This is a genomic window from Myxococcales bacterium, from assembly GCA_016720545.1.
Lineage (GTDB): Bacteria > Myxococcota_A > Polyangia > Polyangiales > Polyangiaceae > JAAFHV01.
Window position 1 is genome coordinate 136,056 of the sequence record JADKKK010000034.1, and the last position, 26,349, is coordinate 162,404.

At 72.5% G+C, this 26,349-nt stretch carries 20 protein-coding genes and 1 pseudogene; 6 read left to right on the plus strand and 15 right to left on the minus strand.

Annotated features, from left to right (window positions below; all coding sequences use genetic code 11):
* Window positions 1-54 precede the first annotated feature (54 nt).
* A complete protein-coding gene (locus IPQ09_27310; protein ID MBL0197857.1) occupies window positions 55-786 on the minus strand; it encodes a hypothetical protein in 732 nt (243 codons plus the stop codon).
* A 217-nt stretch (window positions 787-1,003) separates the two neighbouring features.
* Between IPQ09_27310 and IPQ09_27315 the strand changes: the two are divergent.
* Window positions 1,004-3,069, plus strand: a pseudogene (locus IPQ09_27315) (FAD-binding oxidoreductase).
* 59 nt (window positions 3,070-3,128) lie between these two features.
* Here IPQ09_27315 and IPQ09_27320 read toward each other — a convergent pair.
* The 7 genes from IPQ09_27320 to mgtE all read right to left on the minus strand — a co-directional run bounded on the left by IPQ09_27320 (window position 3,129) and on the right by mgtE (window position 12,169).
* Complete coding sequence (locus tag IPQ09_27320; protein ID MBL0197858.1) at window positions 3,129-4,079, minus strand: pirin family protein; 951 nt, start codon at window positions 4,077-4,079, stop codon at window positions 3,129-3,131.
* 100 nt (window positions 4,080-4,179) lie between these two features.
* Window positions 4,180-5,124: a ribose-phosphate pyrophosphokinase gene (locus IPQ09_27325; GenBank protein MBL0197859.1), complete on the minus strand. Its 945-nt coding sequence runs from the start codon at window positions 5,122-5,124 to the stop codon at window positions 4,180-4,182.
* Window positions 5,125-5,336: 212 nt separating this feature from the next.
* Window positions 5,337-7,823: a hypothetical protein gene (locus tag IPQ09_27330; protein MBL0197860.1), complete on the minus strand. Its 2,487-nt coding sequence runs from the start codon at window positions 7,821-7,823 to the stop codon at window positions 5,337-5,339.
* Window positions 7,824-7,962: 139 nt separating this feature from the next.
* Window positions 7,963-8,403 (minus strand): hypothetical protein, encoded by a 441-nt coding sequence (locus IPQ09_27335; GenBank protein ID MBL0197861.1) that lies wholly within the window; start codon window positions 8,401-8,403, stop codon window positions 7,963-7,965.
* Window positions 8,400-9,920 (minus strand): phytoene dehydrogenase, encoded by a 1,521-nt coding sequence (locus IPQ09_27340; protein MBL0197862.1) that lies wholly within the window; start codon window positions 9,918-9,920, stop codon window positions 8,400-8,402. The genes IPQ09_27335 and IPQ09_27340 overlap by 4 nt, the downstream gene beginning before the upstream one ends.
* 144 nt (window positions 9,921-10,064) lie before the next feature.
* The gene (locus tag IPQ09_27345; GenBank protein MBL0197863.1) at window positions 10,065-10,781 is read right to left on the minus strand and encodes a hypothetical protein; all 717 of its coding nucleotides are present in this window, start codon (window positions 10,779-10,781) and stop codon (window positions 10,065-10,067) included.
* A complete protein-coding gene (mgtE, locus tag IPQ09_27350) occupies window positions 10,778-12,169 on the minus strand; it encodes a magnesium transporter (GenBank protein ID MBL0197864.1) in 1,392 nt (463 codons plus the stop codon). Before mgtE ends, IPQ09_27345 begins: the two co-directional genes overlap by 4 nt.
* A gap of 278 nt (window positions 12,170-12,447) precedes the next feature.
* On the opposite strand from mgtE, the gene IPQ09_27355 reads away from it, so the two are divergent.
* Together IPQ09_27355 and IPQ09_27360 are read left to right on the plus strand one after the other, a co-directional pair.
* Window positions 12,448-13,179 carry a hypothetical protein gene (locus IPQ09_27355; protein MBL0197865.1) on the plus strand — a complete coding sequence of 244 codons (732 nt, stop codon included), beginning with the start codon at window positions 12,448-12,450 and terminating at the stop codon, window positions 13,177-13,179.
* A 134-nt stretch (window positions 13,180-13,313) separates the two neighbouring features.
* Entirely contained in the window at window positions 13,314-13,799 is a 486-nt protein-coding gene (locus IPQ09_27360; GenBank protein ID MBL0197866.1) for a hypothetical protein, read from the plus strand.
* Window positions 13,800-13,862: 63 nt separating this feature from the next.
* Here IPQ09_27360 and IPQ09_27365 read toward each other — a convergent pair whose 3' ends face one another.
* From IPQ09_27365 to IPQ09_27380, 4 genes are all read right to left on the minus strand, one after another.
* The gene (locus IPQ09_27365) at window positions 13,863-16,556 is read right to left on the minus strand and encodes a sulfatase (protein ID MBL0197867.1); all 2,694 of its coding nucleotides are present in this window, start codon (window positions 16,554-16,556) and stop codon (window positions 13,863-13,865) included.
* Window positions 16,553-18,745 (minus strand): sulfatase-like hydrolase/transferase, encoded by a 2,193-nt coding sequence (locus tag IPQ09_27370; GenBank protein MBL0197868.1) that lies wholly within the window; start codon window positions 18,743-18,745, stop codon window positions 16,553-16,555. The genes IPQ09_27365 and IPQ09_27370 overlap by 4 nt, the downstream gene beginning before the upstream one ends.
* A 375-nt stretch (window positions 18,746-19,120) precedes the next feature.
* A complete protein-coding gene (locus IPQ09_27375) occupies window positions 19,121-19,648 on the minus strand; it encodes a YkgJ family cysteine cluster protein (protein MBL0197869.1) in 528 nt (175 codons plus the stop codon).
* Window positions 19,649-19,651: 3 nt separating this feature from the next.
* Window positions 19,652-20,440 (minus strand): class II glutamine amidotransferase, encoded by a 789-nt coding sequence (locus IPQ09_27380; protein MBL0197870.1) that lies wholly within the window; start codon window positions 20,438-20,440, stop codon window positions 19,652-19,654.
* Window positions 20,441-20,568: 128 nt separating this feature from the next.
* Between IPQ09_27380 and IPQ09_27385 the strand changes: the two genes are divergently transcribed.
* Window positions 20,569-21,309, plus strand: coding sequence for a glutathione peroxidase (locus IPQ09_27385; GenBank protein ID MBL0197871.1), 741 nt, complete (start codon window positions 20,569-20,571; stop codon window positions 21,307-21,309).
* An 88-nt stretch (window positions 21,310-21,397) separates the two neighbouring features.
* Here IPQ09_27385 and rsfS read toward each other — a convergent pair whose 3' ends face one another.
* The 3 genes from rsfS to IPQ09_27400 form a co-directional block, all read right to left on the minus strand.
* Window positions 21,398-22,177 (minus strand): ribosome silencing factor, encoded by a 780-nt coding sequence (gene rsfS, locus IPQ09_27390; GenBank protein ID MBL0197872.1) that lies wholly within the window; start codon window positions 22,175-22,177, stop codon window positions 21,398-21,400.
* Window positions 22,178-22,231: 54 nt separating this feature from the next.
* On the minus strand, window positions 22,232-23,488 hold the full coding sequence (locus IPQ09_27395) for a glutamate-5-semialdehyde dehydrogenase (GenBank protein MBL0197873.1): 1,257 nt from the start codon (window positions 23,486-23,488) through the stop codon (window positions 22,232-22,234).
* A 92-nt stretch (window positions 23,489-23,580) separates the two neighbouring features.
* Window positions 23,581-24,234 carry a hypothetical protein gene (locus tag IPQ09_27400; protein MBL0197874.1) on the minus strand — a complete coding sequence of 218 codons (654 nt, stop codon included), beginning with the start codon at window positions 24,232-24,234 and terminating at the stop codon, window positions 23,581-23,583.
* A gap of 151 nt (window positions 24,235-24,385) precedes the next feature.
* On the opposite strand from IPQ09_27400, the gene IPQ09_27405 reads away from it, so the two are divergent.
* Window positions 24,386-25,201, plus strand: a complete 816-nt coding sequence (locus IPQ09_27405; GenBank protein ID MBL0197875.1) for a tetratricopeptide repeat protein — start codon at window positions 24,386-24,388, stop codon at window positions 25,199-25,201.
* Window positions 25,198-26,334, plus strand: a complete 1,137-nt coding sequence (locus tag IPQ09_27410; GenBank protein ID MBL0197876.1) for a hypothetical protein — start codon at window positions 25,198-25,200, stop codon at window positions 26,332-26,334. The genes IPQ09_27405 and IPQ09_27410 overlap by 4 nt, the downstream gene beginning before the upstream one ends.
* Window positions 26,335-26,349: the final 15 nt, after the last annotated feature.

Genomic DNA, 26,349 nt, shown 5'->3' on the forward strand with positions numbered 1-26,349 from the left:
GAACGGCCAGCCGTGCAAGGAGCCGCGTCGGGCGGGGGCGATTTCGCGCGCCGACTACGCGCTGCACGGGTCGGACGACGTGGAGATGCGGTGGCCCTCCCCCGCCGGCACCAGCACCACGTGGCCGGACTCGAGGGTGGGCGTGTACACGGTGACGACCCCGCCGCGCGTGATGAGCACCTCGGTCTTCGCGGCGTCGCGGACCGTCCAGGTCGCGTTCGTGGAGACGAAGGCGCCGGTCTCGAAGTCGAAGCTCCGGAAGGTCGCCTTGCCGCCCGCCGCGAAGGTGACCTCGAACAGGTTGGCGACGCCCGGCTTCGGCCCGAACATCGTCTTGCCGGGCAGTGACTTGTCGAGGTTGGTGAACCCCTTCGTGTCGAGCGCGCCCGAGACCACGTCACCGAGGACGCTGTCGGCGAGCACCTCGCGGGCGGGGGCGGCGTAGGGGCTGGTCTTGTAGACGTCGCGGAACGCCGCGCAGCCGGCGACGGCCTGCTGGAGAAGCTCCCCGACGGCCTCGTCGGTCGCCTCGACCGTCTGGCCGTCCTTCGGGTTCTTGACCGCGTCGCAGACCTTCTTCGCTCGGACCGACTTCGCGGCGATCACGGCGAGCTCGTACTTGCGGAGCGCGGGTGTGTAGCTGGCGCCGCAGCTCGTGCGCTGGCCCGAGGTGACGTCGGCCTCCGACTCGTCGATCGTCGGTTCGGCGCCCGGCTCGACGGCGGCGGAGCAGGCGGTGGAGGCGACGGCGACGGCGGAGAGGGCGGCGAAGACGAGAAAGCGCATCGAAGGCTCCTGGTGGGTGGGTATGTCGGCTCATGAAAGATATGTGCCACTATGTCTTACCTGCTGCGCGTGCGATAGATCCGCTCTTTCCGCGGCTCAAGGGTGGTCCGCGTGAGCCTTACGGGATCCAGTGCCGCGATCCACCCCGCGACGCGCGGCCCGAGCGCGCCCGCCGCGACGCGAGACATCCTCGGACCGCCCGAATAAGCTCGTCCCGATGACGTCGCTCCTCTCCCGCTTCGCCCGCGAGGTGCCCGGCGTGCGGGCCTCCGACTCGGTGGTCGACCAGGTCGCCTACGGCCGCGATCTGTGGCCGAGACACCACCTCGCCGTCCGCTCGGGCGTCGTCGGCACGCACCGCCCCGGCGCCATCGTGTGGCCCGAGTCGACCGCAGACGTGGAACGCATCGTCGCTTTTTGCAATCAGACGGGCACGCCCCTCGTGCCGTTCGGCGCGGGCAGCGGGGTGTGCGGCGGGGTCCTCCCCACGAGCGACGCCCTCGTGCTCGACATGAAGCGGATGACCCGCTGGATCGAGCTCGACGGCGCCGCCCCGACCCTGACGGTCGAGGCCGGCCAGATGGGCCTGCCGCTCGAGGACGAGCTCGGCCGCCGCGGCTACACCCTTGGTCACTTCCCCTCGTCGATCGTGTGCAGCACCGTCGGCGGCTGGGTGGCCGGGCGGAGCGCCGGCCAGAGCTCCGGAAAGTACGGCAAGATCGAGGACATGGTGGTGTCGGTCGAGTGCGTGACCGGCCGCGGCGAGCGCCTCGTGCTCCCGCGCCGCGGCCAGGGGCCGAGCCTCTTGCCGCTCGTCATCGGCAGCGAGGGTACGCTCGCCGTCATCACGAACGCGACCCTGCGACTGCATCCACGCCCCACCGCCCGCGCCTTCGCGGGCTTCGCGTTCGACTCGACCGAGGCCGGCTGGGAGGGGATCCGCGCCCTGTTCCAGAGAGGCCTGCGCCCCGCGGTCGCGCGGCTCTACGACCCGTTCGACGCGATGCTCGCGCGGCAAGGCGCGGTCAAGGCCGAGAAGAGCGCCGGGCGCACGCGCCCCGGGGCCGCGGCGCCGGGGATGGGCGGCGTCGTGCTGCGCAGCATCCTGCGGGCCCCGGGTGCGCTGAACGCGCTCGTCGAGGGCCTCGGTAGCCGCGTCTTCGGCGGCGCGCTCCTCGTGTTGGTGTTCGAAGGCGAAGGCGAGGCCCCGGGCGAGGAGTGCCGCGAGGCCCGCGGCGTGCTCGAGGCCATGGGCGCCCGCTACGAGGGCGAAGGCCCCGCGCGCAAGTGGCTCGCCCACCGCTACTCCGTGAGCTACCGCCAGGCGCCCGTGTTCCGCGACGGGGCCTTCTCCGACACCATGGAGGTCGCGGCGTCCTGGTCGAAGCTCGGAGCGCTCTACGACGGCGTGCGGCGCGCGCTGGGCGAGAGCGTCTTCGTGATGGCGCACTTCAGCCATGCCTATCCCGACGGGTGCTGCATCTACTTCTCGTTCGCCGGCAGCGCCCCGCCCGGCACGCCCCGAGGTGAGTGGGACGCCGCGTCCGAGGCCGTGTACGACCGCACGTGGCGCGCGGCGCTCGCCGCCGCGGTCGACGCGGGCGCCACCCTCGCGCACCACCACGGCGTGGGACGATCGAAGGCGCCGAAGCTCGCGCTCGAGCTGGGGAGCACGGGCATCGTCACCGCGCGGGCGGTCAAGCGCGCCTTCGATCCCGGGGGAATCCTGAACCCGGGCGCGCTGCTGCCGCCCGTGTCACCCGAGCCGTACGAGCCGCGCGCGGGCTCCGCGGCCGCCTTCGACCAGCGAGGTGCGCGATGATCTCGCTCGACGAAGAGAGCCTCCTCGTCGAGGTCTCCGCCGACGTGGGCGTCGCCGAGCTCGAGCGCTCACTTTCACATGCAAACTACACACTTTACCTCACGGGCGTGCCGCCCGAAGGCACGGTCGGCGCGTGGCTCGCCGCCGGCGCGCGCGGCGCGCGGTCCCCCTGGGACGACCCGGCGGACCACCTGGTGGCGGGCTTCCAGGCCAAGCACAAGGGCACCGGGGAGGACCTCGACGTGCGCGCGGCGCCGCGAAAGAGCGTGGGGCCCGATCTGCTCGCGCTCGTCGTTGGCATGCGCGAGCGCTACTTCGTGCTGACGAGCGTGTCGCTGCGCATCTTCCCGCGCGACGCGCGGCCCGTGGTCGCGCCGTTCGTGCCTCCGGCCGACGGCCCCGTGTCGGCCGAAGAGAGCGCGCTCATGGCGCGCATCGCGACCGAGCTCGGCCTCCCCTGACCGGCGCGAGGTGGAGGTGACGCGCCGCGACCGACCGGCGCCGAGGGTGGCCGCGCGGCTCAGTCGTGACCGAGCGTGCCGCGGCGGTAGTCGTAGAACGCGCGCTCGATCTCCTCTCTCGTGTTCATCACAAAGGGGCCGTGCTGGACGATGGGCTCGCCGAAGGGCTTCCCCGCGGCGAAGAGGAGCTGCGCGCCCTCGGCCCCCGCGACGAACGCGACGCGCTCGCCCGCCTCGAGCACCGCGAGCTCGGCCCGCCGCACCGCCCGCTCCCCGATCGTGAGCGCCCCCTCGTTGACGAACACGAAGGCCGTGTGGCCGACGGGGACCGGGAACTCGAGCTTCTGTCCGGCGCCAAGGGAGAGGTGCGCGAGGAGCGGCTCCGCGGGGCGCGGGCGCACGGGGCCCTTCACCCCGAAGAGGTCGCCTGACACGACGCGCGCTTCGCCTCGCCCGTCGAGCTTCGCCACGGCGAGCCTCTCGGGCTGCAGGTCTTGATAGAACGGCTCGGTCATCTTCTCCGAAGCCGGGAGGTTCACCCACAGCTGGAAACCGCTCATGAGCCCGCGCTCCTGCTCGGGCATCTCCGAGTGGACGATGCCCCGCCCCGCCGTCATCCACTGGATCCCGCCGCCGCGGATGAGGCCTTCGTTGCCGCGGCTGTCCTTGTGCCGCATGCGCCCATCGAGCATGACCGTGACGGTCTCGAACCCGCGGTGAGGGTGGTCGGGGAACCCCGCGATGTACGCGCCCGGATCGTCCGAGTGGAACCGATCGAGCATCAGGAACGGATCGAGGTTGCGCAGCCGTGGCTGCCCGATCACGCGCGTCAGGCGAACGCCGGCGCCATCGCTGGTCGCCATGCCGGGGAGCACCTCGCGGACGAGGCGCGCGGAGGTTTGAGGGGTCGTGAGCACGGCGGTCTCCTTTCGCGTCGCGCACGCCGGGACCGTGAGCCCGAGGGCCGCGGCCGCCGCTTGGGTCAGGAACGTCCTGCGTGTCGTCGACATGGGATCACCGTAGGAGGTCTCGAGCGGTCGCGCAGCCGCGCGGGCCGAGCAAAGGTTGTTCTCGCAGTGAGAACAATCGGAACCTCGTCGCGCGAGCGGGCTACGCGAAGAGCGAGCTCACCGACTCGCCGGAGTGGATGCGCTTGATCGCCTCGCCGAGCAGCCGCGCGATGGTGACCTGCTTGATCTTGCCGCAGGTGCGGGCCGCCTCGGAGAGCGGGATCGAGTCGGTGACCACGACCTCCTTGAGCGGCGACGCCATGATGCGCTCGATGGCCGGCCCCGAGAGCACGCCGTGCGTCGCGCACGCGACCACGCTCGCGGCGCCGGCGTCCATGAGCGCCTTGGCGGCGCCCGCGAGCGTGCCGGCGGTGTCGATCATGTCGTCGACGACCACACAGTCCTTCCCGCGCACGTCGCCGATGATGTGCATCACCTCGCTCACGTTCGCCCGCTCGCGTCGCTTGTCGATGATGGCGAGCGAGGCGTTCAGGCGCTTCGAGAAGGCGCGGGCGCGCTCGACGCCGCCCGCGTCGGGAGAGACGACCGCGCACGACGAGTCGAAGTTCTTCTTCAGGTAGTCCTCGAGGAGCACCGGCATCGCGTAGAGGTGATCGAACGGAATGTTGAAGAAGCCCTGGATTTGCCCCGCGTGGAGGTCCACCGACACCACCCGCGTGACGCCCGCGGCCTGCAGGAGGTCGGCGACGAGCTTGGAGGTGATGGGGGTGCGCGGGGCCACCTTTCGGTCCTGGCGCGCGTATCCGTAGTACGGCAGCACCGCCGTGATGTGCTTCGCCGACGCGCGCTTCAGCGTGTCCGCCATGATGAGCAGCTCCATGACGTTGTCATTCACGGGGCTCGACGTGGGCTGGACGATGTAGGCGTCCACCGCGCGGACGTTCTCACCGATCTCGCAGAAGGTCTCCCCGTCCGAGAAGCGGACGACGCGCGCCTTGGCGACGGGGATCTCGAGGAAGGCGCCGATGGCCGAGGCGAGCGCCGGGTGCGCGTTACCGGTGAACAGACGGACCTGGGTGTGCACGTGGTCTCCCGCGGTTGGTTTGCCCCGGTAGCGGGCTCGATTGCGCGCGTGTGTACCCGCGCGAGGGGGCCGTGTCAACGCGCGGGCCGCGCGCCCCGCCCGCAGCGAAATGTGCGTTCGTGAGGTCGAGCACGATCGCCGATGGAGCGCCGCCGGCCTCGCCCAACGGAGCGCGCTCCCGAGTCACTTGCTCGAGCGTCATGACCGCCGCTTCAGCGCGCGGTCCCCGAGTTCCCCGCCTTGCCCTCGGGGCACTGGGCGGGTCGCGAGGGGTAGGGATGCTGCTCGGGGCACCGGGCCTGGCAGGTCGCCACGGCGCCCTGCAGCTTGACGCGGCATTGGTGCTCGTGACCGGCGCCGGAGAGCGGGCGCGCGGGATCGGGCGCCGGCTTCGCGCGGTAGCAGTCGTAGAGCGCCTTCTCGCAGTCGCCCCGGCAACCGAGGCGCCGCATGTCGATCTCGCCCTTCCTGGTCGCGAAGGCGCCGCAGATGCGAGCAACCGCGGCCTGCTCGTTCACGCGGAGCACCGACTCGCACGTGCTGTTCCCCGCTGGGCACTTGCCTGCGCCCGCTCCGCCTGCCGAGCCGACGCTGGCGCCGCCCGCGGGCGCGGGCGCTCGCCCCGATCCCGAGCCACCGGCGCCGGCGCCGCCTGCCGGCGGGGTCGCGCGCGCTGCCCCTGCCCCTCCAGCGGCACCTGTCCCGGCTGAGCCGCCGCCGGCCGAGGGGCCTCCACCCGCGCCGACGGGCGGGCCCCCGCTCGGGGCCGAGCGACCGCCGGGTGAGGAGGGCCCGCTGGCGATCGACGAGCCGCGTGAGCCCCCCTGAGGTGGCGCTGCGCCGGCCGGCGGCCGAGCCCCCGATCCCACCGCGGGGGCTGCGGCGGGCGCGCTGGGCCCGCCTTGGGACTGCGTCCCCTGCGCGCCGCCCTCCTTCGACGCGCCCTTGTCGTCGCCGGCTGCGCTCGACGCGCTGCCGCTCGCGTACGGGATCGGCGGCGGCTTGGGCGGCGCGAGCTCCTTCTTCGCGTGCTCGAGCCCGCTCTGGAGGCCCTGCGCCACGGCGCGCGACGTCGACTCACGCTCTGCCTGGCGCCGCCGCTCCGCCGCCTGCCGCTGCGCCTCCCACTCACGCGTCATGCCGCGCAGCTCGCCCGCTTCGGCCGCGAACTCTGCGGCGCGCCTCCGCCGGGACTCCGATCGCTGGCGCTGGAGCCTGCTCACCTCGGCCGCGCGCTCCGCGACGATTCGGTCTTGCTCGGCCTTGGGTGTCGCGGTCCCGCCGGCGTCTTGGAGGAGCGCGGACACGTCGGGGCATGCGACGTTGAGCGCGCGCGCACCGTCGCTCGAGCGCTGCCGGTTGGGGTCCGCCCCAGCCCTGAGGAGGGCGGGCACGTTCGCGCGATCGCAGTGCTCCGCCGCGGACACGATCGCCGGCGCGTAGCCACGCCCAGCGTTGTCGACGTTCGTGGGCTTCACGCCAGCGCGGAGGAGCGTGGCGACGAGGTCGGCGGCCCCTCGGGTCGCGACGAGGTCGAGGGCCGTCACGCGCTCGTGCCCTTCGAGTCGGGGCAGCTGTTCCCTGAGGACGCGGGCGACCAGCGCCTCCCGCCGTTCGAGCGCGAGGACCTCGAGCCCGTCGAACACCTCCTCCTTCCAGCCCGAGCCGGGCGGGTACTTCGTCTTGCCCGACAGCGCGAGCACCGTCTCGTCGCTCAGCCCGGCGTGGATGCCGGCCCAGAGGGCCACAGGGCACGTGCGCCACCTGGGGTAGGTGCCGAGGGCGTCTCGCGTCGTGCGTAGCGCGAAGTAGTGGTGCCAGTGCCGCGGCGGATCGGCGCTCGCCCCTGCGGCGAGCAGCGCGCGAACGATCCGCTCGCGCGGTGCGCGCATCTCCGGTGTGGAGGGCCAGTGACCCATCTCCGTCGTGACGACGAGGTCGCCGTTCGTGCCGGAGGCGCGGCGATCGATCACGTACCCGCTCAGCCACCCCTCGTCTCGGCGGTTCGGGCGCATGAGCACGCGCTGGAGCGGGGCACACTGGCTCGCGCACTGCGGATGCCAGGCCTCCTGCGGGTGCGTGGCGCTGCAGTCGACCGGCGAGACGACGGGTGGCTGAGCGGGAGCCGGCGCGAGGCCGTCGGCGTGGGCGCCTGCGGCGAGGAGGGTCTCGACGATCGCCGCGCTCTCGTCGCTCGGCGCGCGGTCCGTGGCGGCGACCAGCGGGGTAAACTCGCCACCGCCGTCCACAGGGGCGCCCGCGGCGATGAGGATCTGCACCATCGCCGCGTCGGCCTTGAGCGCCGCGATGTGGAGGGGCTGCGCGCGCAGCTGCCGACCGGAGAGGCTCGCCCACGCCCCCGAGCGCGCGTGCTTGCGGTGCGCGATTTCCTCGACGACGCCCTCGAGCTGGAGCGGACGCCTCACGTCTGCGCCGACCTTGATCAGCGCGCGCACCCGCCCGTGGCGCCGCTCGATGATGGCGCGGCCTAGCGGGTCGCTGGTCGCGCGGTCGGTCTCTGCCTTCAGGCTCTGGTTCGCGGCGACGACCGCGGCGTACGCGCTGTCGTCGAGGTTCCAGTACTCGGACCGCATGAGCTGTCCGTGCCACTGAAGGCGTGGCGCACAGCCAGGGGCGACGACGAGCACCCCAGCGCCCACCACGACCGCGACACCTCGTAGCCACGTCGTTGCGCGCATGGCGGAGCCCTTCCTGTAGAGCTATCAGGCCAACATGACGCGCGCCGAGGGTCAACGGGTGCCACCAAGCGTCGCGAACGATGGCCGGGGTGATACACTGTGTGCGATGTCCCACTCGGCGACGGGCCGGGTGATGGAGTCAGCGGAGCCCGTAGGTGCCGCGGAGCGCGCGCATCGCGTTGTCGCAGGCGAGAACGCGAGCCTGCCCCTCGGCCAGGCTCGCTTCGGCCGCGGTCAGCTCCTCGAGGAGCCGCTTGGCGCGGGGGTCGTCCGGCGTGGGCGGCTGCGAGGCGAGCGCACGCTCGACAGCCTGCTTGCGGTCGAGCCCTTCCGCGGTGGACCGAGCCGACGCGACGCACGCGGCGCGCGCGGCGCACACGTCGTCGACCGTGCAAGGGGCCGCCTCGACGGCGCGAGCGCGCGCCGCCTTCTGGGCGTTCTCGGCCTGCCGAAACGCGGTGACCGCCCGATCGAGCGCGGCGGCCTCAGTCTTGCCGGGACCGCCGCACGCGACGAGCCCGACGAGCGCGACCGCGCTCGCGAGCGCCGTGCGGGCCGGGGCGAGGAGGGGACTCTTCATGACATTTCCACCTTGCTCCACATCTCGCGACGCATCTTCTCCTTCTGGCCGTCGGTGCGCGTGATGATCTTGGCCACGCTCGTGGCGGCGAGCAGCTCGCCCTCCTGGCCGAGCGAGGGGAGCACCGAGCGACCGCAGAGGAACGCCCCCTCTAGCGGGGCGCGGAGGGGCTCCGCCGCCAGGCCGAAGAGCTCCGCCCCTGCCACGCGGTAGCGGGGCACCATGGGCTCCGCCTCCGCCGAGCCGCCGCCCTGGCGGAGGCGGAGGCGGTCGACCTCCACGCGAGCACCCCCGCGGAGGTCCCAGAGGGGTCGGCCGTCGTGGACTGAGTCGCACAAGAGCACGTGCCGTTCGAGGAACGGGATCTGCGCGGCGAGGGTGCTGAGGACCGCCTCGCGCGCCTTCGCGATCCGGGGTGTCGCGTCGGTGAGCAGGGCCTCGGCGAGCAGCAACGTGGTGCCAGGCAGCGGGCCAGGCCGGCGCTGGAGGTGCACGGAGAGCTCTGCGCGCGACGGCTCGCCTAGCACGAACGACTCGACGCCGAGCGGCGGGGGGAGGGCCTCGTCGCGAACGAGCAGCGAGACGCAGTAGCGATGCTCCTCGGCGAGCAGCTCGACGTAGGCGTCCGCGAGGCGCCGAGGCACCGGGAACGTAGGAGCGAGGCGCAGGAGATCCTGGAGAGTACCGCCGCTCACGACGAAATTCACGCCCAAGGGCTCGGCGTGGCCGTCGAGCTCCACGGCGCGCACCTTGCCCCCGCGCTGCACGATCGAGACCGCCCGGTCGGCGGGGCGCACCTCCCCGCCCTGCGCGCGGATACGCCCCACCAGAAACTCGGTGAGCTCGGCCTCGCCGCCGTCGAGGCGAAGCACCCCGCGCGTGAGCGAGCCGTGGGCGCGGGCGAGCGCGAACGCGGGCAGGTGGGTCGCGTCGGTGCCGTGGCGAGCGGTCTCGTGGACCACCCGGCGGAGCTTGTGCGAGGCCGGGAAGTCGGCCATGAGGTCGCGCCCCGGGGACTCGGCGAGGCGCACGTCGACCAGCGCGCGTCGGGTGGCGCGCGTCTCCCAGAAGGTGCCGGGCGGCCACACCACGTCGCGCTCGAAGGCGTTGTCGGCCTCGCCGTTCACGCGCCCGAGCTCGGCGTAGAGGTCGTCGGTCGCGCGGCGCACACCGGCGAACTCGCGGTCGATCTCCGCGCCGAAGCGCTCGACGTCGGGAGGGACCTCGAGGCGCAGGCCGTCGCCGAGGACCTGGAACATCGGCTCCAGCGGGCGTGTCATGCGGCGAAACGTCATGGTCTGGGCGAGCTCGCCGAGGGCACGGAGCCAGACCGGCGAGGCGCCAAACAGCAGGGTGAACGCCCGGCGCGAGAGCGGGATCCCGTCGAACGAGTAGGCCGGGGGGCGCTCGGCCTGGCCGAGCACGAGCACGCGCCACGAGCGCCGCGAGAGCAGCGCGGCGGTGACGAGCGGCCCGAGGCCCATGCCCAGGACGACCACGTCGTAGTGTTTGTTCACGGCGAGACCTCGCCTCGCCGTCGACCTTCGTTCGCCCCTTCGGGCCTCCGCTCCAGCTTCACGGGTGCAACAGCGCCTCGGCGCGGAGCTTAGCCGGACTGGGGCGCGCAGGGGAGCGCGCAGCGAGCCCGCCTGACCGTCGATTCAAAAATGAACCGGCGTGGGCACGTCGAGGACCGGACCATGCCCGACCGCGAGGCGCTCGTTCTTGTTGTCGCCCCAGCAGCGGACGGACTTGTCGGCGAGGACCGCGCACGTGCCGTCGGCCGCGGCGACGAGGGCCGTGGCCCCGTAGATGCCTTGGACGGGGGCCGGAGCCCGAGACCCTCGCGGGGGCGGCGAGGCGAGCTGGCCACGGTCGTTCTCGCCCCAGCAGAGCACGGTGCCGTTCTCCATGCGGGCGCAGGCGTGCTTGCGGCCCTCGGCGAGCTCCGCGATGGGGCCGGCGCGATCGAAGGTCACGGGCTCGGGCCAGCGGGCGCCGGCGCAGGTGACCGCCCGCCCGTGCTCGAGGCGGCAGCCCCCGGGCGGGGCTGGGGCCACCTTCACGCCGGCTCCTTGGCACGCGGGCGCGCGCCCCTCGAGCACCACGCAGAGCGACCCCGGGGCGAGCTCGATGGAGAGCACCGCGCCCTCGAACGGGAGCGTCACCGGCCCGTGAGGAGCGCCGGTGGAGGTCGGCCCGAGCGCGCCGGTCGACCCGTCGCCCTGGCAGCGCAGCGCGCCGCTCACGAGGCGCGCGCACGCGAGGGTCTCGCCGAGCCAGACCCGCTCCACGGGCGGGGGCTTGTTCTTCTTGGGGCAGCCGACCAGAACGAGCGTCGCGGTGATGGCCAGCGGGGCGAGGACCCTCGAGGTCATGGATGACCGAGCGCGGCGCGGCTGAGGGTCGCGACCATGATGAGCTTGGCTGCCTGGACGAAGATGACGATCCCGAGGACGTCGACGAGGCTCGCGATGAACGGCGTGGAGCTCGTCGCGGGGTCGAGCCCGATGCGCTTGAGGAGAATGGGGAGGAGGCTGCCGACGGTGCAGCCGGTCATGACGATGAAGACCAGCGAGGCGGACACAGTGAGGGCGAACGGGACCGTCTGCTCCGGGTACATGAGGACCCGCACGAAGCCGACGGCCGCCAGGCCGAGGCCGAGCACGAACCCCATGAGGCTCTCCCGAACAAGAATCCTTAAGAAATCCGAAGACTTAATCTCGCCCACGGCGAGCCCGCGGATGATGAGCGTCGACGACTGGGAGCCGGAGTTGCCTCCTGCCGAGATGAGGAGCGGCACGTAGTACGCCGCGCCGTGAATAGCCTCGAACACGGGATCGTAGTGCCGCAGCGCCGTCTGCGTGAAGAACTCGCCCAGGAAGAGCGCGAGCAGCCATACCCCGCGCTTCCGGATGAAGCTGACGAAGCTGGTCTGGAAGTAAGGCACATCGAGCGGCTCGATCGCGCCGAGCTTCTGGACGTCTTCGGTCTGCTCCTGCGTGAGGACGTCGACGATGTCGTCGATGGTGATCACGCCAAGCAGCACGTCGTTCTTGTCGATCACCGGGACGACGTTCAGATCGTACTTGGCCATGCCGCGCGCGACCTCTTCTTGATCGAGGTCGGGCCGTACGCTGTGCACGCACTCGCGGATCTCCGGGGCGAGCGGCGCGTCGGGCGACGCGAGCAGCAGCGCGCGCATGCTCGCGGTGCCGATGAGGTGCTCGGCCTTGTCGACCACATACACGTGGTAAATGGGCGCGTTGTGCTCCTCGGAGAACGCGCGCACCGCCGCGATGGCGTCGGCGACGGTGCCCCGCGGCGGCACCTGCACGAAGTCGGTGGTCATGAGGTGGCCGGCGCTGGTCTCGGGCCACTTCTCGATCTCCCGGACCTCCTGCGCGGCCTCGGGGTCGACCTTCTCGAGCGTCGCCAGGAGCTTCGTGCCGACGTCCTCCGGGAGGGCGCTGAACAGGTCGGCGCGGTCGTCCGGCGCCATTTCGCTGGCGATTTGCGCCACCGACTCGGCCGGCATGAGCTGCGCGAGCTCCTCCTGCTCGTGCTCCTCGAGGCGCTCGAAGATGGGCGCGGCCTCGTCGGCCGGGAGGCGCTGGAGGAGCAGCGCGGCGTCATCGGGGTCGAGCTCGGCGACGAGGTCGGCGAGATCCTCGGCGTGCATCTCCGTGAGCACCGCGCGCGTCTGCTCGGGGTCCTCTCGGAGGAGCGCCTTGAGGTCCGGGCCGATGAGCTTCGCGAGGCGCATGAGCGGCGCGAGACTAGAGCGCCCCTCCCGGGAATTCTAGCGGGCGGTGAGAAACGTGAGAAACAGGAGAAACAGGAGAAACAGGAGAAACAGGAGAAACAGGATCGGAGAAACGCGCGCGGCGCCCCAGCGGCCTCGCCTCCCTCGCCGACGGGCTGCAATCGGACGTGAGGCTGGGAGCCCGCAAACTGGAAAGCAAGAGGGATCTCCTCTAATCTTGTCGGCTGCTGGCCTGCGCGTCGACGCCCGGGCGTCCTTCCACTTGAATTGAGGTCCCGATGAAGAAGCTCCTCGTGCTCACCGCCTTGCTCACCACGGGGCTCGCTGCCTTCGGTGGCTGCTCGTCCACCACCGGCACGGCCTCGGACGCCGGCGCCGACTCGACGACGCCGACCGGCGTGTGCGACTCGGTCAAGACCTGCCCGAAGGACAAGCCCGCCGAGGTCGCCGAGGCGAAGGCGGCTTGCAAGGCCGCGGAGGACGCCGGGAAGTGCCTCCCCCAGCTGCGTGCATTCTACAAGTGCCTCGAGACCAACCGCTTCTGCGACGACGCCGGCGAGAGCGAAGTCGGCGACAACGCGTGCAACGCCGAGACCCAGGCGTTGTCCACCTGCGTGGGCGTGGGCGTGGGCGACGGCGGCGGCGGCGGCGACGCGGCGACGGACGCGGCGACGGACGCGGCGACGGACGCTCCCCCCTCCCCGCCGGTCGTCAACGGCTGCACGAGCTTCGTCGACGCGACCGCGGTGGCGGCCGGGATCACCTGGGATCTCGCCGTCGGCGGTGCGCCCGGGCGCTGCCTGAAGATCAAGGTGGGGCAGAGCGTGACCTGGGCCGGCAACTTCACGAGCCACCCGCTGAAGGCCTCTGGCGGCACCACGCCGAGCCCGATCGTGAACGGCCAGCAGGGCGACACCGACGTGACCATCCAGTTCGACGCGGCGGGCGTCTATGGCTACGTGTGCGAGTTCCACGGGAGCATGACCGGCGCGATCCAAGTCGTCCCGTAGGCTCCAGCCGAACCGCTTCCCCCGACGGCCTCCCGGTGCGCAAATTATGCGCGACTCGGGAGGCCGCACGTGCTTTGCTCTCCACGTGGGCCGTGCGCCCTCTGGGCTTGGGACTTTCACGAGGGAGCATTTTCATGAAGAACGCCGTACGTCTCGCCGCACTCGCCGCGCTCGCAGCCTCAGGCATCGCCGTCGCCGCCTGTAGCGACTCCGCCACCGCGACGGACGCGGGGACCTCGCCGTCGTCGACCACGACCGCCACGGGCACCACCACGAGCACCGCCACCGGCACCGGCACGGGCACCACGCCGCCCACGGTCCCCGGGCCCGACCTCAACGGCTGCAAGAACTACGTCGACCGCACCGCCGACGGCGCGAGCCGCGAGATCGCCTGGGGCTTCAACGTGTCGACCACCCCGGAGGCCTGCATGAGGATCAAGGTCGGCCAGACCGTCACCTGGAAGGGCGAGCTCGGGATCCACCCGATCGGCGTGAAGGGCGGCGACGCCAACAACCCCATCAAGAGCGCGAACACCAACACGTTCCCGGCGGCGGGCACGTTCGGCTACGTCTGCACGGCGCACTCCACCATGACGGGCGTGGTCGTCGTCGTTCCCTGAACGGCGCTCGGCTCGCACGCACGCGACGCGGGGGCCCGGGCCTCCGCGTCGCCTTCACTTCGGCTACTTCTTCGAGGCGCCCGAACCGTTGGCGTAGCCCCACTCGCGGAGCATTCGCGCCATTTCCGCCGCGCCCTCCCCGGCGGCCCCTTCTTGCGTGAAGGCGGCGCCCGCCCGATCGCGGGTGACGAAGAGCCCGACGTCGCGCCCCGGGTCGAGCTCGGGAAAACGCGGCGCGCCCACCGCCCGCCGCTCGAGCTCGCCGGCCAGGCCCCGCTCCAGGCCCTTGCGTGCGATCCCAAAGGGCCCGCCGAACGCGACGGCGAGCGGCCGCTCGTCTTCGGTGAACGCCCAGGCGAGATCGGCCGACGGCGGATCGGTGAGCAGATCGAAGCCGAGCGCGTCGCGCGGGGCCGTGTCGAGGACGACCTCGAAGCCGTCGGCGGTGCGCGTGAACGCGTCGGCCCCGACGCCCACAGGCGTGAGCTGCGCCGCGCGCCCGCCCCCGAGCACCTTCAGCGATCCGCGCACGTGAAGCACGCGGCCACCTCCCGCGAAGCGCACGTGCAGCTGGGGAAGATCGTCTTTGGCGGGCGCGGCGGGCTCCGCGCTGCCCGCCACGGCGACGTTCTTCATGGCGGCGTCGAGCCGCGCGCGGAGCTCGGCGACGTCTCCGGGGCGCTCGCGGGCGAGGTCGTGGCGCTCGCCCGGATCCTTCGCGAGGTCGAACAGCAGCTCCTTGCCGGCGAAGCCCGGGCCGCCGTCGCGCCCGGCCTCGGGATCGCGCACGAGAAAGTGCCACGCTCCGTAGATGACGGAGCGTGTGCCGCGCCCCTCGGTGACGACCACGCGCGGCTCGGCCTCGCGCACGTCGGAGGTCGCGAGCCCGCGGAGGCTCTTGCCGCTCATCTTCGCGGGCCGCTCGAGCCCCAGGAGATCGAGCACCGTGGGCGCGATGTCGGTGCTGCGGACGCGCGCGTCCACCGCGCGGCCCTCCGGCAGCACGCCGGGCAGCGAGAGCAAGATGGGGACGCGGGTGGTCTCCTCGAAGTTGCTCGCAGAGTGATGAAATCGCACCTGAATTCCGTCGTTCGACTTCCCCACGTGGGCCGACGACAGGGTCTCTCCGTGGTCTGCGGTGACGACCACGAGGGTGCGCTCGCGGAGACCCGAGCGGTCGAGCGCGTTCATGAGCGCGGCGACCGCGGCGTCGTCCTTCGCGCACTCCCCGAGGTAGCGGCGGACCACGGGGTCCTTGGGGCCGATCGGGGGCGGCGGCACGCGCGCGAGCATCTCGGCGGGCGGATCGTACGGGTCGTGGGGCGAGTTGTAGTTCACGAACGCGAAGAACCTCGAGTCACGCCTCGACTCGAGGAACTCCACCGCGCTCTTCGTGATCTCGGCGGTGTCGCCCGTGCGGTAGCGGTGGTCGAAGACCTGCTCGAACCCCATGTCGACGCCGATGGGCGTGTAGCCGACGAGGAAGTAGTTGTTCACGAACGCGTGGACGGGCGCGCCGTGCTTGCGGAGCAGCAGGGGCAGGAGCGGAGGATCCGATCCGTAGAAGCGGGTGACCGCGTCGGGCGAGAGCACCCAGCTCTTCGTCTCGATGCCGAGCTCGCTCGACCGCGCGCCGCTCAGCATCGCGAGCGTACCCGGGCGCGTCCACGAGGCCGCGGAGGTCGCGGATCGAAACACGACGCCCCGCTTCGCCAGCGCGTCGATCCCCGGCATGAGCCCCGGCACCTTCGGCAAGAGCGCCTCCAGGGGGGGCAGCTCGGCCGCGGCCATCGCGGCGTCGCGCGCGTCGTCGTGGAAGCTCGCGATGGCGTCCGGACGGAGCGCGTCGATCACGATCCAGAGCACGTTGTACGGTACGGCTCGCGCGCGCCCCCAGAGGGAGGGCTGGCCGAGCAACGCGAGCGGGGTCTGGCCTCGACTCTCTAGCGCCGCGTCGTCGGCCGCGCCCGCCTCCGACGGACGATGGCGCCGGGGCGCCTCGCCGGGGAGCGGATCGACCGCGGTGACACCGAAGGTGAGCCGGCCGGCGGCGAGCGCGGAGGTGGCGAGATCGCACGTCACGTCGGTCCAGAGCCGCTGGCGCTCGGGCGGCACACGGGTCTCGCACGCCGGAGGCGGCGCGCCCGTATTGGGTGCAAACTGCACGCGAAAAAGGAGCGTCTTCCGCGACGCGTTGGCCGTGCCGGCGCCGAACGTCACGCGCGCGCCCTCCGGGAGGGTGACCGGAAACGACACGCTCGCGGGGGTGGGCAACACGATCGACTCGCGCTGGTCGAAGCTGCCCTCGTTCATGTTCCAGAGGCGCGCGTCGGGGCGCCAAGAGCCGGAGCCGGAGCCCGTGCTGACCGCGTGCTGCTCCTCCTTCTCGCTGGTGCGCAGGGAGAAAGAAGACACGTGCCGCGAGAGGTCTTGTGGGACGCGCACGAACGGGGGGCGCAGCCGACGCCAGTGCGCCGCCAGCAGGCCGTCGAGCTCGCCCGCGCGCGGAGCCTCGACCCGGGCGGTCGCCATGGCCTCGGTGAAGCGCAGCGCCACGCTGAAGTCGGCGGCCGGAGCGCCCCCGTCCCGCACCGGGCTCGCCGCGGCGGGGCCCGCCTCGGCGCTGGGAGGGCGCGGCGGTGGGGCTGTCGGATCCGCGCCCCCACCCCGTGAGAACGCCAGGGCCAGAGAGCCGCCGGCGGCCAGCACGATGACCACGGGCGCGGCGAGCGCGGCGACGATCCGACGCGGCCTCATTTCGCCTCCTCCCGCGGGACGAGCATGCCGTCGCGCTCGATCATGCTGCGATCCTCCAGCATCCACTTCCAAAGCGGCGCGCGGAGGCGCGCGACCTCGTCGGGGTGGCCCTTGGCGACGTCGACGACCTCGCCCGGGTCCCGCTCGGTGTCGAACAGCATGTATTCCACACCCATCCGCGTGGGGATGTAGAGGAGCTTCCAGCGCTCGTCGCGCACCATGCGGTGGCGCGCGACGAGCGTGACGGGCGCCATGGCCTTCTGGAGCACCACCTCGACCTGACCGTGGGTGGAGTCGAGCTCGGTCATCTGCATGATGCCGGGGTACGGCAGCCGCTGGCGGGGCGGGAGCGCGAGGATGTCCTCGGTGAACCAGAGCTCGGTCTCGGCGTACGCATAGCTCGGCGCGAGGGGGCCCCCGGAGAGCGCCGGCGCGAGCGAGCGGCCGTCGACCGTGGAGGGCGCCGAGGCCCCGGTCAGCTCGTAGAGGGTGGGCGCGATGTCGACGTCGCGCACGATCTCCGTCGCGCGTCGGCCGCCGGGCGCGCGCGGATCGTGGACGATGAGCGGCACGTGGGTGCCCTCATCGCCGAAGAGGTGATCGCCGTGCCCCTGGCCGTGGCCATGATCGTAGAGGGTCTCCCCGTGGTCGGCGGTGACGACCACGATCGTGTCGTCGGCGAGCCCCAGCTTCGTGAGCGCTCGCAGCACGCGCCCCATGGCGTCGTCGATGCTGAGCACGGCGCCGTCGTACAGCGCGCGAATCTGCCGGACGTCGGCCTCGTCTGGGGGCGCCTCGCCGCCGAGGCCGACCGGCTTGTGGTACTTGTAGCGGCCTCGATAGGCCGGGTCCGAGAAGCGGCGGTAGTACGGAGCAGGCGCCGCATACGGGAAATGTGCGGTCGAGAAGAAGGCGGTGAGGAAGAACGGCGCGCTTCCAGGATCGCGGTGTCCGCGGCCGAGCCGCGCGAGGGCCGAGATCGTGTCGTCGGCGAGGAGGTCGGCGTCCGCGGCGTGCGACAGCTCCTTCAGCACGGGAAAGAGCGAACGGCCCGCGTGCGAGTGGAGAAACGGCAGCAGAGGCGTCTCGCGCTCGAGCCCGCGCTGGCGCAGCATCTGGCGGAAGTCGAAGCTCGGGGTGTCCACGCGGGCGAACCCGAGATCGACCCGGCCGAAGATGTCGGCCGCGTAGTCACCGACGACCTCGGTCGCGTACCCCTCCCGCGCGAGGCGTTGAGGCAAGGCGTCGAGGTCCTTCGCGCGGTCCTCCCACCGCGGGAACATCGAGCGGACACCGTGGTGATGCGCGTGGCGCCCCGTGAGGAGGGTGACCCACGACGAGAACGTGCGGGGCACCGAGACGTACGCCCGATCGAAGCGCGTCGAGCGCGCCGCCAGCTCGAGGAGGTTCGGTGTCGTCGTGGCGGCGATGCGGTCGGCCCGGAGCGAGTCGGCGGCGAGGATGAGTACGTTGGGTCGCTGGCCCCCGGGCCTGCCGGTCGACGCCGTCGAGGGCGGGCTCGGCGTGGCGGGAGCGCCCGGGGTCGCGGCGCTCTGCGCGGCGCCGACGCCCGGCGGGGACGGGGCCTCCGACTGACCCCCGCTCACGAGGCAGAGCGCGGCGGCCCCCGGCGCGACACCCCGGAGCCGCGTCCACGCCCGCGCCCCGAGCGCGCGCGCAGGGCGAGTGACCGCGCGACGCCCCCCTGGGCCGAGGGCGTAGGCGACCACTACCGCGAGCGCGAGGGCCGTCGTCCCGCGCGGACCGAGCACGTCGGTGACGAGCACCTGGAGCGTGCGCAGCGCGCCACCGCGCGCGTAAAACCGGGTGGCGTAGAGCTGCGGGGCCCGCGCCATGGCGTGGAGCGTGGCGAGCGCGTGGAGCCCGGCCACGACCACTAGCGACTCGACGAGGAAGCGGGCCCACGTCGCGCGGTGGGCGCCGCGGGCGCGCATGAGCCCGTACGCCCCGAGCCCGAGGAGGAGCCCGATGCCGATCGCGCACGCGCCGATGGCCATCGCTATGTGATTGATTTCAGAAGCAAATTTTAGCTCGATAAAGCGACTTACGGCCGCCGCCTTGTCGCCGAGATCGCCGTCCTCGGCCTCGCGACCCGCGCGCCACGCAAGCACGAGCATGTAGCCTGCGCCGAGGGCAGCGGTGCCTAGAGGACCTCGCGGGCGGCGCACCAGAGCTTTCTACCCCTTCGCAAGCGTCGTTCCAACACTCGCCAGCACCCGCGACTCGCCGGCCGGCTAGTCCCCTGGAGTCGTGGTTCGTATCAGAAGTCCGGTCTTCGGTGTCATGCCGAGGAGCGAGGGGGGGAGCGAGGGTGCCCCGTTTTCGGCGGCGGCGGGCCCGTCCTCAACTCGGACGTCGTTCCGCGCGGTGGCGGCGGCGCGTTGCGCTCAGGGGGGCAGTGGTTTCGGGGGTGACCGCGCGAGAACGCCGACCCTCGAACATGAGTATCCTCCCACCGCCGCCGAAAACGGGACACCCCCTCGCTCCCTTGTGGCGAAAGGCCGAGCCGCGCGACTTCTGGAAGGGATCACGCTTCCAGGAGACTAGCGGCCCGCGCGCTTCAGGACCTCACGCAGGGCCGGGGCCTGGGTGAGGGGCGCGCCTCGCCCGCCGCGAGGGTCGAAGCGCTCGGAGAGGGCGGACAGCTCGACGAGGAGCGCACGCACCTCGTCCCGCGGAGCCTTCCCCGGCCGTGAAGCGCGCGAGCAGAAGAACGTGCGGCACCCGAGCGGGCGGGCGGCGTACACGCGGCAGCGGCCATCGTCGCCCAGCAGCGGGCACCACGCCTGGCCGGCGGCCTCGCGGGCGAGCGGCAGCCCGCGGCGCTTCGGGAGCCCGCCGACGGCGCGCACCGCGCGGAGGAGCTCCGCGAGCTCGAGAGGGGTCACGTAGGGCTCGCGGCCCGTCACGCCGAAGCGACAGCACTCGGTGCTCGCGTCGCAGGTCGTGTCCGCGAGGAGCGCGTCCACCCGGCCGTAGAGCCCGCGGAGCGCCGCGAGCGCCGCGTCGGCCTCGGTCTCCGCGGCGGCGCGGGGGCGAGGGCGGGCACCTGCGCGGTTCGCGCGGACCACGGCTCACGCCCTCAGCGTCGCGCGCAGCGCGCCGCGACGGAACACCCAGAGATCGCCGGGCGCGCCGGCGGTCCACACCTCGTCGCGGGTGAGCGGCGCCGTCGCGATCACCGCGACGCGATCGGTCGGAGTGGTCACCTCGGCGAAGTCGACGCGCAGCTCGTCGTCCGCGAGCGTCGCTGCGCCGAAGGGTGCGCGCCGCACGATGTGGTGCAGCTTGGTCGCGCAGCGCGCGAAGAGGTGCTGACCGTCGGCGAGGAGGAAGTTGAACGACCCGCGGGCGCCCACCTCGGCGCCGGCGTCCGTGACGGCCTGCCAGAGCGCGCGCTTACCTTCGCGCGAGCGGGGGTACTCCGAGAACCGCGCCTCGAGCCGCGCGAGGATCGCGCAGAACGCGCGCTCGCTGTCCGTGTTGCCGACGGGCCGGAAGCGCCCGAGCGGCAGCCTGCCGGCGCCCCGCACCGTGCCGTTGTGCGCGAAGGTCCAGCTGCGACCCCATAGCTCGCGGACGAAAGGGTGGGTGTTCTCGAGCGTCGCCTTGCCACGGGTCTTCAGCCGCACGTGGGCGACCGCGAGGAGGGTCTTCACTGGGTGGTTGCGCACGAAGTCGGCGAGCGGCGAGCGCGCCGCGGCCTCCGGCTCGAGGAACGTGCGGACCGCCTTCCCCTCATAGAGCGCGAGGCCCCACCCGTCCGAGTGCGGACCACGGAGGCCTCCACGCAGGGCGAGCCCCGAGAACGAAAAGACGATGTCGGTCGGCACGTTGCACTCCATGCCCAGGAGCTCGCACATGCGCGCATCGTCGCACGACGCCGCGCGTCCGGCACGGACCGAGCGGCGGGGGGGCGTCTTGCGGGGCGATCCGCCGTTGGCTACGGTGCGTAGAGCCGACACACGCGACGACACGACCAGGAGCCACCATGCGCCAAGCCTTCCGCCAAGCTCTCCACGCCGCCGCCGCGACCGCGGTGCTCGCCGGCGCCGCGTGCTCCGTCACCACGCAGCCTTCGCAGGGCCCCACGCCCGCGGCGAGCGCGACCGCGACCGCCACGGGCACCGGCTCGGGCACCGCCCCCACCCCATCCACCCCTACCCCGACGCCGTCGACGAAGCCCACGGGCACCACCGAGCCGCCCGCCCCACCCCCGGGGGCCTGCGTCCCGGCCGCCAAGCCCGGCGAGCTCTACGAGCTGTCCGCGACCACGCTGGTGCTCAACAAGACCGTCTCGATGTGCGACTACCGCGGCAAGGTCGCGTTGTTCGTGAACGTCGCCTCGTTCTGCGGGAACACGCCTCAGTACGAAGGGCTGCAGAACCTCTACAGCACCTACCGCGCGCGCGGCTTCGTCGTGCTCGGGTTCCCGAGCAACGAGTTCGGCGAGCAAGAGCCGGGGACCGCTCAGGACATCAAGGACTTCTGCGAGAAGACCTACCAGGTCGAGTTCCCCATGTTCGAGAAGACCATGGTGAATGGGCCGACCGCTCACCCCATTTACAAGTGGCTGAAGGCGCAGCCGACCGCGGGCGGCGAGATCGAGTGGAACTTCGTGAAGTTCCTCGTCGGCAAGGACGGCAAGGTGATCGAGCGCTTCGGCGACGGGGTTGATCCCGAATCGCCCGAGATCGTCACGGCGATCACGACAGCGCTCGCGCGCCCCTGAGACGCCCCCAGAGGCGCCCGCGGAGCGAGCTCGGGCGCTCGAGGCCCGCGCCGACTCACCTGGTCCCCTGTGGCGACCGGCCGCGCGCTCAGGCGCGCGCGGGCTCGGAAGGCAGCGGGATTCGGCGCGCGTCCATCCACAGGCCATCGAGGTCGTATAGCTGGCGCGAGTCTTCCTGGAAGACGTGCACCACGACGTCACCGAAGTCCATGAGCACCCACACGGCGTGGGGCAGCCCTTCGATGGAGAGCGCGTGCCGCCCCTTGCGTCGGAGCGCGTCCTCGATGCCCTGCGCGAGCGCCGACACCTGCCGATCGCTCTTCCCGGACATCAGCACGAGGAAGTCGGCGTAGTCGACCTTCCCGGAGACGTCCAAGATCTCGAGCGCGTGGGCCTTCTTGTCGAGAGCCGCCACCGCGATGGCGACCGCGACCTCGCGCGCGTCGTCGCTCGCGGAGCCCACGGCCGGCGGTGCCGCGCCCGCAATGCGCGGGCGACGGCTCTTCGGAGCGGCCTCTGCGGTGGCGCGAGCGGGTTCCGTCGCCGCCTTGGTGACGCCCGCCACGGTCGCCTTCACGCGCGAGGCGGCGGCCCGCTTCGGCGCGGTTGGCGAGGTGCGCGAGGTGAGCGAGGTGAGCGAGGTGCGCTTCGGCGCGGCCGGCGCCGCACGCTTCGCTGGCTTGGCGGGCTTCGACGGAGCCGCTCCGCCATGGGAGGAGCGGAGGCGCGGGCGCTCGGCCGCGGGCTTCGGGACGTCACGGGTGTCCGAGGCGGCGCGGGGCTTTGCAGCCGGGGTGGCGGCCTTGGTCGGTTTTTTTGTCGAAGCCAAAGAGGTCTCCTGATCGTTCGTAATGGCGCGACCGCGCATGCTGGCATGCGCGGGTGCGCGAGTCGTGATGCTCGACGGAAAGCTCGCCCGCCGTCAACCTCGGACGTGGCCCTGGCCTTCGAGCAGCCACTTCATGGTCGTGAGCGACTCGAGCCCCATCGGCCCGCGCCAGTGGAGCCGGCTCGTCGCGATGCCGATCTCGGCGCCCAGCCCCATCTGACCACCATCATGAAAACGCGTCGAAGCGTTGATCGCCACGCACGCCGCGTCGACCTCGAGGCGAAACCGCGCCGCGCTCGCCTCGCTGGGCGTGACGATCGCCTCCGTGTGACCGGAGCCGTAGCGTGCGATGTGCGCGAGGGCGCCATCGAGCCCGTCGACGACGCGAACGGCGAGCACGCGGTCGAGGAACTCGGCGCCCCAGTCCGCCTCCGTGGCGGGTGTCATCGGCGGCACGATCGCGCGCGCGCGCTCGCACCCGCGGAGTTGGCACCCGCGGCTCGCGAGGTGGTCCGCGATCGCCGGCAGCAGGCGCGCCGCGTCGCTCTCGGCCACGAGCAGGCACTCGAGCGCGTTGCACACGCCCGGCCGCTGCAGCTTCGCGTTCTCGACGATCGCGAGCGCATGCGCGAGGTCACACCCCGCGTCGAGGAAGACATGGCAGACGCCCTTGTAGTGCTGCACGACCGGCACGCGGGCGTGCTCGGTGACGAAGCGAATCAGCGACTCACCGCCCCGCGGGATCGCGAGATCGACGGTGTCGGACTGCTGCACGAGCGCCCGCACGGCGTCGCGATCGGTGAACGGGACGAGCTGCACGGCGTCGACGGGCAGCTCGGCCTCGCGGAGCGCCTCGGAGACCACCGCCGCGAGCGCGCGGTTCGTGTGGATCGCCTCGGAGCCGCCGCGCAGCACGATCGCGTTGCCGCTCTTCAGCGTGAGGGCGCTCGCCTCGATCGTCACGTTGGGCCGCGCCTCGTAGATCATCGCCACGACGCCGATCGGCACGCGGATCCGCCGGACGCGGAGGCCACTTGGCCGAACCGACTCCGAGATGAGCTCGCCCACCGGATCGGGGAGCGCGCGAACCTCGTCGACGCTGGCCGCGACGGCCGCGACGCGCGCCTCGTCGAGCCGCAGGCGATCGAGCATGGCCGAGGCCATCCCGCGCGCCTCGGCGAGGCGGAGGTCCTCGGCGTTCGCGCGAAGCACCTCGGCCGCGCCCGCGCGGAGCCCAGCCGCGAGCGCTGCGAGCCCTGCGTCCTTCGCCGCGGTCGGCCGAGGCGCGAGCGCGCGGGCGGCGCGGCGCGCGCGGGTGCAGAGGTCTCGAACGTCGTCTTCCAGCGCCATGCGGAAGCAGTACCCAAGAGGCCCGACCGCCGCAACAGGCGCGACGACCCGCGACGGGCCACGCGCGCTGACACCCGACGTCGCCCTTCGGCTCAGAAGCCCAGGGCCGCGTGCACACCAAATAGCCCGTAGCCGCGCACGTCGCGCAGCGCGTCGTCGCCCGGGCCCGCGAGACCGCCTGTGGCGTCGACGCCGATCCGGAGGTCGGCCTCGTCGATCGGGGCGAAGTACTCGAGGGAAGCGCGCACCGTGCCGACGGCCACCACGCCGCTCACGTCGGGCCGCGACACATGGAGCACACCTCCACCCACAGCTACCACCGGGTGGATCGATCCGCGCTTCAGCAGGTCGAGCGTGAGCTCGCCCACGTAGTGCCCGACCGCGTCGCCGGTGGGGGTGACGACGCCCGACCGTGTGCCCTCGCCGCGCAGCCAGGTCGCGGAGATGCGACCGCCCACCCTGCCCGAGCCGAGCTCGAGCCCGACCCCCAGCCCAACGCCGAGCCCCTTGCCGGTGGTCAGGAACGACGGCCCGAGGGCGATCCGCACGGGCGCGCGCTTGTGCACGATCTCCGGCTCGGTGAGCTCGTAGCGCTCCCCCCGATCTGGCTCGTCGACCACGGCGAGCGGGGCGCGACCGGGGGGCGACGCGTATTGCCCCGCGACGACGACGGGCTCCTCGGCGCGCGAGGGCGCGCTCCAAAGCGAGGCGCAGGCCGCGACGGCGGCCGCCGCGAGCGACGCCACCGCGCGAGACGACCTGCGAGACGACCTGCCACACGACCTGGGACGAGACATGACGACCTCCATGTCGCCTCAACGCCCCAGACCCCCGCTCCTTACACCTGAGCGGTTCTGAGCGCGTCGCGCGCCGAGTTCGGCTAGACTCTCTCTGCTTATGGTTCGTCAGGTCCGCCCCGGAGGCTGGTTCGTCTGGCTCGCGCTCACCCTCGGAGCCGCGGCGCCCTCCCTGCTCAGCCGCCCGGCGAGCGCGCAGAGCCTCGAGGAGGGCGCGCACGCCGAGGCACAGCGCCACTTCGCCAAGGCCCGCGAGCTCTATGGTCAGGGCAACTACCGCGACGCTCGGCTCGAGCTGCTGGAGGCGAAGCGGCTCGACCCCACGTCGAAAGAGCTCGTGTTCAACCTCGGAATCGTGGACGAGAAGCTCGCGCTCTTCGACGAGGCGCTCGAACAGTTCCGCGGATACCGTGAAATGGCCGACGTCACCGACGCCGAGAAGTCTCGCGCGGACGCCATCATCCTCCGGCTCGAGGGCGCCAAAAAGCAGCTCGAAGACCAGAAGAAGAACGAGCCGCCCGCGATCGTCGAGCCCCCGCCGCCCAAGGAGACGCCTCAAGGGCCACCCCCGCGAGGCCGCGTCGACGGCGCCACCCTCGGGGCCGCGGGTGTGGGCCTGGTCGGGCTCGCCGTCGGCGCGATCTTCGGGTTCAAGGCGCTCGCGGAGCGCCCGGGCGCGGGCTTCACGACGGGGCGCGACGGTAGCTACGCCGACCTCGTCGCGAAGAGCGACGCGGCGCACACCTCCGCGGTCGTCTCCGACGTTGGCTTCGCCGTAGGGATCGTGGGCGTCGCCGCGGCCGCCGTGCTCTATTTTGCGCGGCCAAAGGTCCTCGCGAGCCCTCAGAAGGTCGGGCTCGCGCCGATGGTCGACCGGTCCGGCGGCGGCGTCATGCTCGTGACGGGGTGGCCATGAAGAAGCTCTCGCTCCGCCCAAATCAGCGGGCCCGCCTCTGGATCACCGGCGCAATCGTGAGCCTGCTGGGCGCCGCGTTCGGGTGCCAGCTCATCGTGCCCACGGAGCCGCCGCCCTACGTGTGCCAAGAGGGCGCCGCCGGCGCGTGCCCCACGGGCCAGTTCTGCAGCGGCGGGACCTGCGTGGTGGGGAACCCGAAAGACACGGCCCCGCCGCCGCCTCCCCCGCCCGAGGACGCCAACGTCCCCGACACCCTCGAGCCCCCGATCGTGGACGCGGGGCCCGATCGCCGCGACTCGGCCGTCGGCCCGGCGCAGCTCGGCGGCGCCTGCCGCCTCGACAAGGAGTGCGCCGCAGGGCTCCTCTGCGGCACGGAGGGCCTGCTCGGCCAAGCGGCCCAGACGTCGGGCCCCGTGTGCACGAAGATTTGCTGCACGTCCGAGCAATGCGCGGCGGGGTTCGCGTGCCTCGCGCCCGGCTCGGGGGGCAGCTACTGCGTCGCGGCGGCCGCGCTCGCCCCGGACCGCAGCCTGCCGCCGTCGGGCGGCGCGAAGGGCGGCACGTCGTGCGGCACCAACACCGACTGCCGCAGCGGTCTCTGCGCGGATCTCGGCGGGAGCGGCGGCAAGCGCTGCATCGACTCCTGCTGCGCCGACGGCGACTGCGCAGGCGGCACCTGCAACGTTCGCACGCTCTCGTCCAAGTACACGGGCTTCGTGTGCGCCAACCCGCCGAGCACCGTGGCGAAAGACGCGGGCGGCGCCTGCAGCGGCAACTCCAACTGCCGCTCGAACTACTGCATCGGCCAGACCGCGTGCGGCGTGCGGTGCTGCGCCAGCGCGCAGTGCGGCGCGGGAAACTCGTGTATTTGGAACTTCGCCGGCCCGAACGGCACCGACATCGTCCAGCATTGCCTCCCCACCGGCGCGCGGGCCCCCGCGAAGGCCCCGTGCACCACCGGCGACGACTGCGCGAGCACGCAGTGCGAGCTCGAGGCGAACGGCCAACCTGACGGCTCCACCACGAGCCGAGTGTGTCGCGACGTGTGCTGCCTCGACTCCGACTGCCCGAGCTCCGAGCGGTGCGCGCCCGCGCCCGACAACCCGCGCGTCCTGCGGTGCGTGCCGAAGTAGGAAGCCCCATTGACT

Excerpts from the sequence above, each read along its gene's own strand:
- IPQ09_27380 (MBL0197870.1), bottom strand. The coding sequence starts at position 20,440 with ATGTGCGAGCTCCTGGGCATGGAGTGCAACGTGCCGACCGACATCGTC.
- IPQ09_27355 (MBL0197865.1), top strand. The coding sequence starts at position 12,448 with ATGAAGAAGCTCCTCGTGCTCACCGCCTTGCTCACCACGGGGCTCGCT.
- rsfS (MBL0197872.1), bottom strand. The coding sequence starts at position 22,177 with ATGCGCGGTCGCGCCATTACGAACGATCAGGAGACCTCTTTGGCTTCG.
- IPQ09_27335 (MBL0197861.1), bottom strand. The coding sequence starts at position 8,403 with ATGAAGAGTCCCCTCCTCGCCCCGGCCCGCACGGCGCTCGCGAGCGCG.
- IPQ09_27360 (MBL0197866.1), top strand. The coding sequence starts at position 13,314 with ATGAAGAACGCCGTACGTCTCGCCGCACTCGCCGCGCTCGCAGCCTCA.
- IPQ09_27310 (MBL0197857.1), bottom strand. The coding sequence starts at position 786 with ATGCGCTTTCTCGTCTTCGCCGCCCTCTCCGCCGTCGCCGTCGCCTCC.
- mgtE (MBL0197864.1), bottom strand. The coding sequence starts at position 12,169 with ATGCGCCTCGCGAAGCTCATCGGCCCGGACCTCAAGGCGCTCCTCCGA.
- IPQ09_27365 (MBL0197867.1), bottom strand. The coding sequence starts at position 16,556 with ATGAGGCCGCGTCGGATCGTCGCCGCGCTCGCCGCGCCCGTGGTCATC.
- IPQ09_27330 (MBL0197860.1), bottom strand. The coding sequence starts at position 7,823 with ATGCGCGCAACGACGTGGCTACGAGGTGTCGCGGTCGTGGTGGGCGCT.
- IPQ09_27385 (MBL0197871.1), top strand. The coding sequence starts at position 20,569 with ATGCGCCAAGCCTTCCGCCAAGCTCTCCACGCCGCCGCCGCGACCGCG.
- IPQ09_27410 (MBL0197876.1), top strand. The coding sequence starts at position 25,198 with ATGAAGAAGCTCTCGCTCCGCCCAAATCAGCGGGCCCGCCTCTGGATC.
- IPQ09_27395 (MBL0197873.1), bottom strand. The coding sequence starts at position 23,488 with ATGGCGCTGGAAGACGACGTTCGAGACCTCTGCACCCGCGCGCGCCGC.
- IPQ09_27405 (MBL0197875.1), top strand. The coding sequence starts at position 24,386 with ATGGTTCGTCAGGTCCGCCCCGGAGGCTGGTTCGTCTGGCTCGCGCTC.
- IPQ09_27345 (MBL0197863.1), bottom strand. The coding sequence starts at position 10,781 with ATGACCTCGAGGGTCCTCGCCCCGCTGGCCATCACCGCGACGCTCGTT.
- IPQ09_27320 (MBL0197858.1), bottom strand. The coding sequence starts at position 4,079 with ATGTCGACGACACGCAGGACGTTCCTGACCCAAGCGGCGGCCGCGGCC.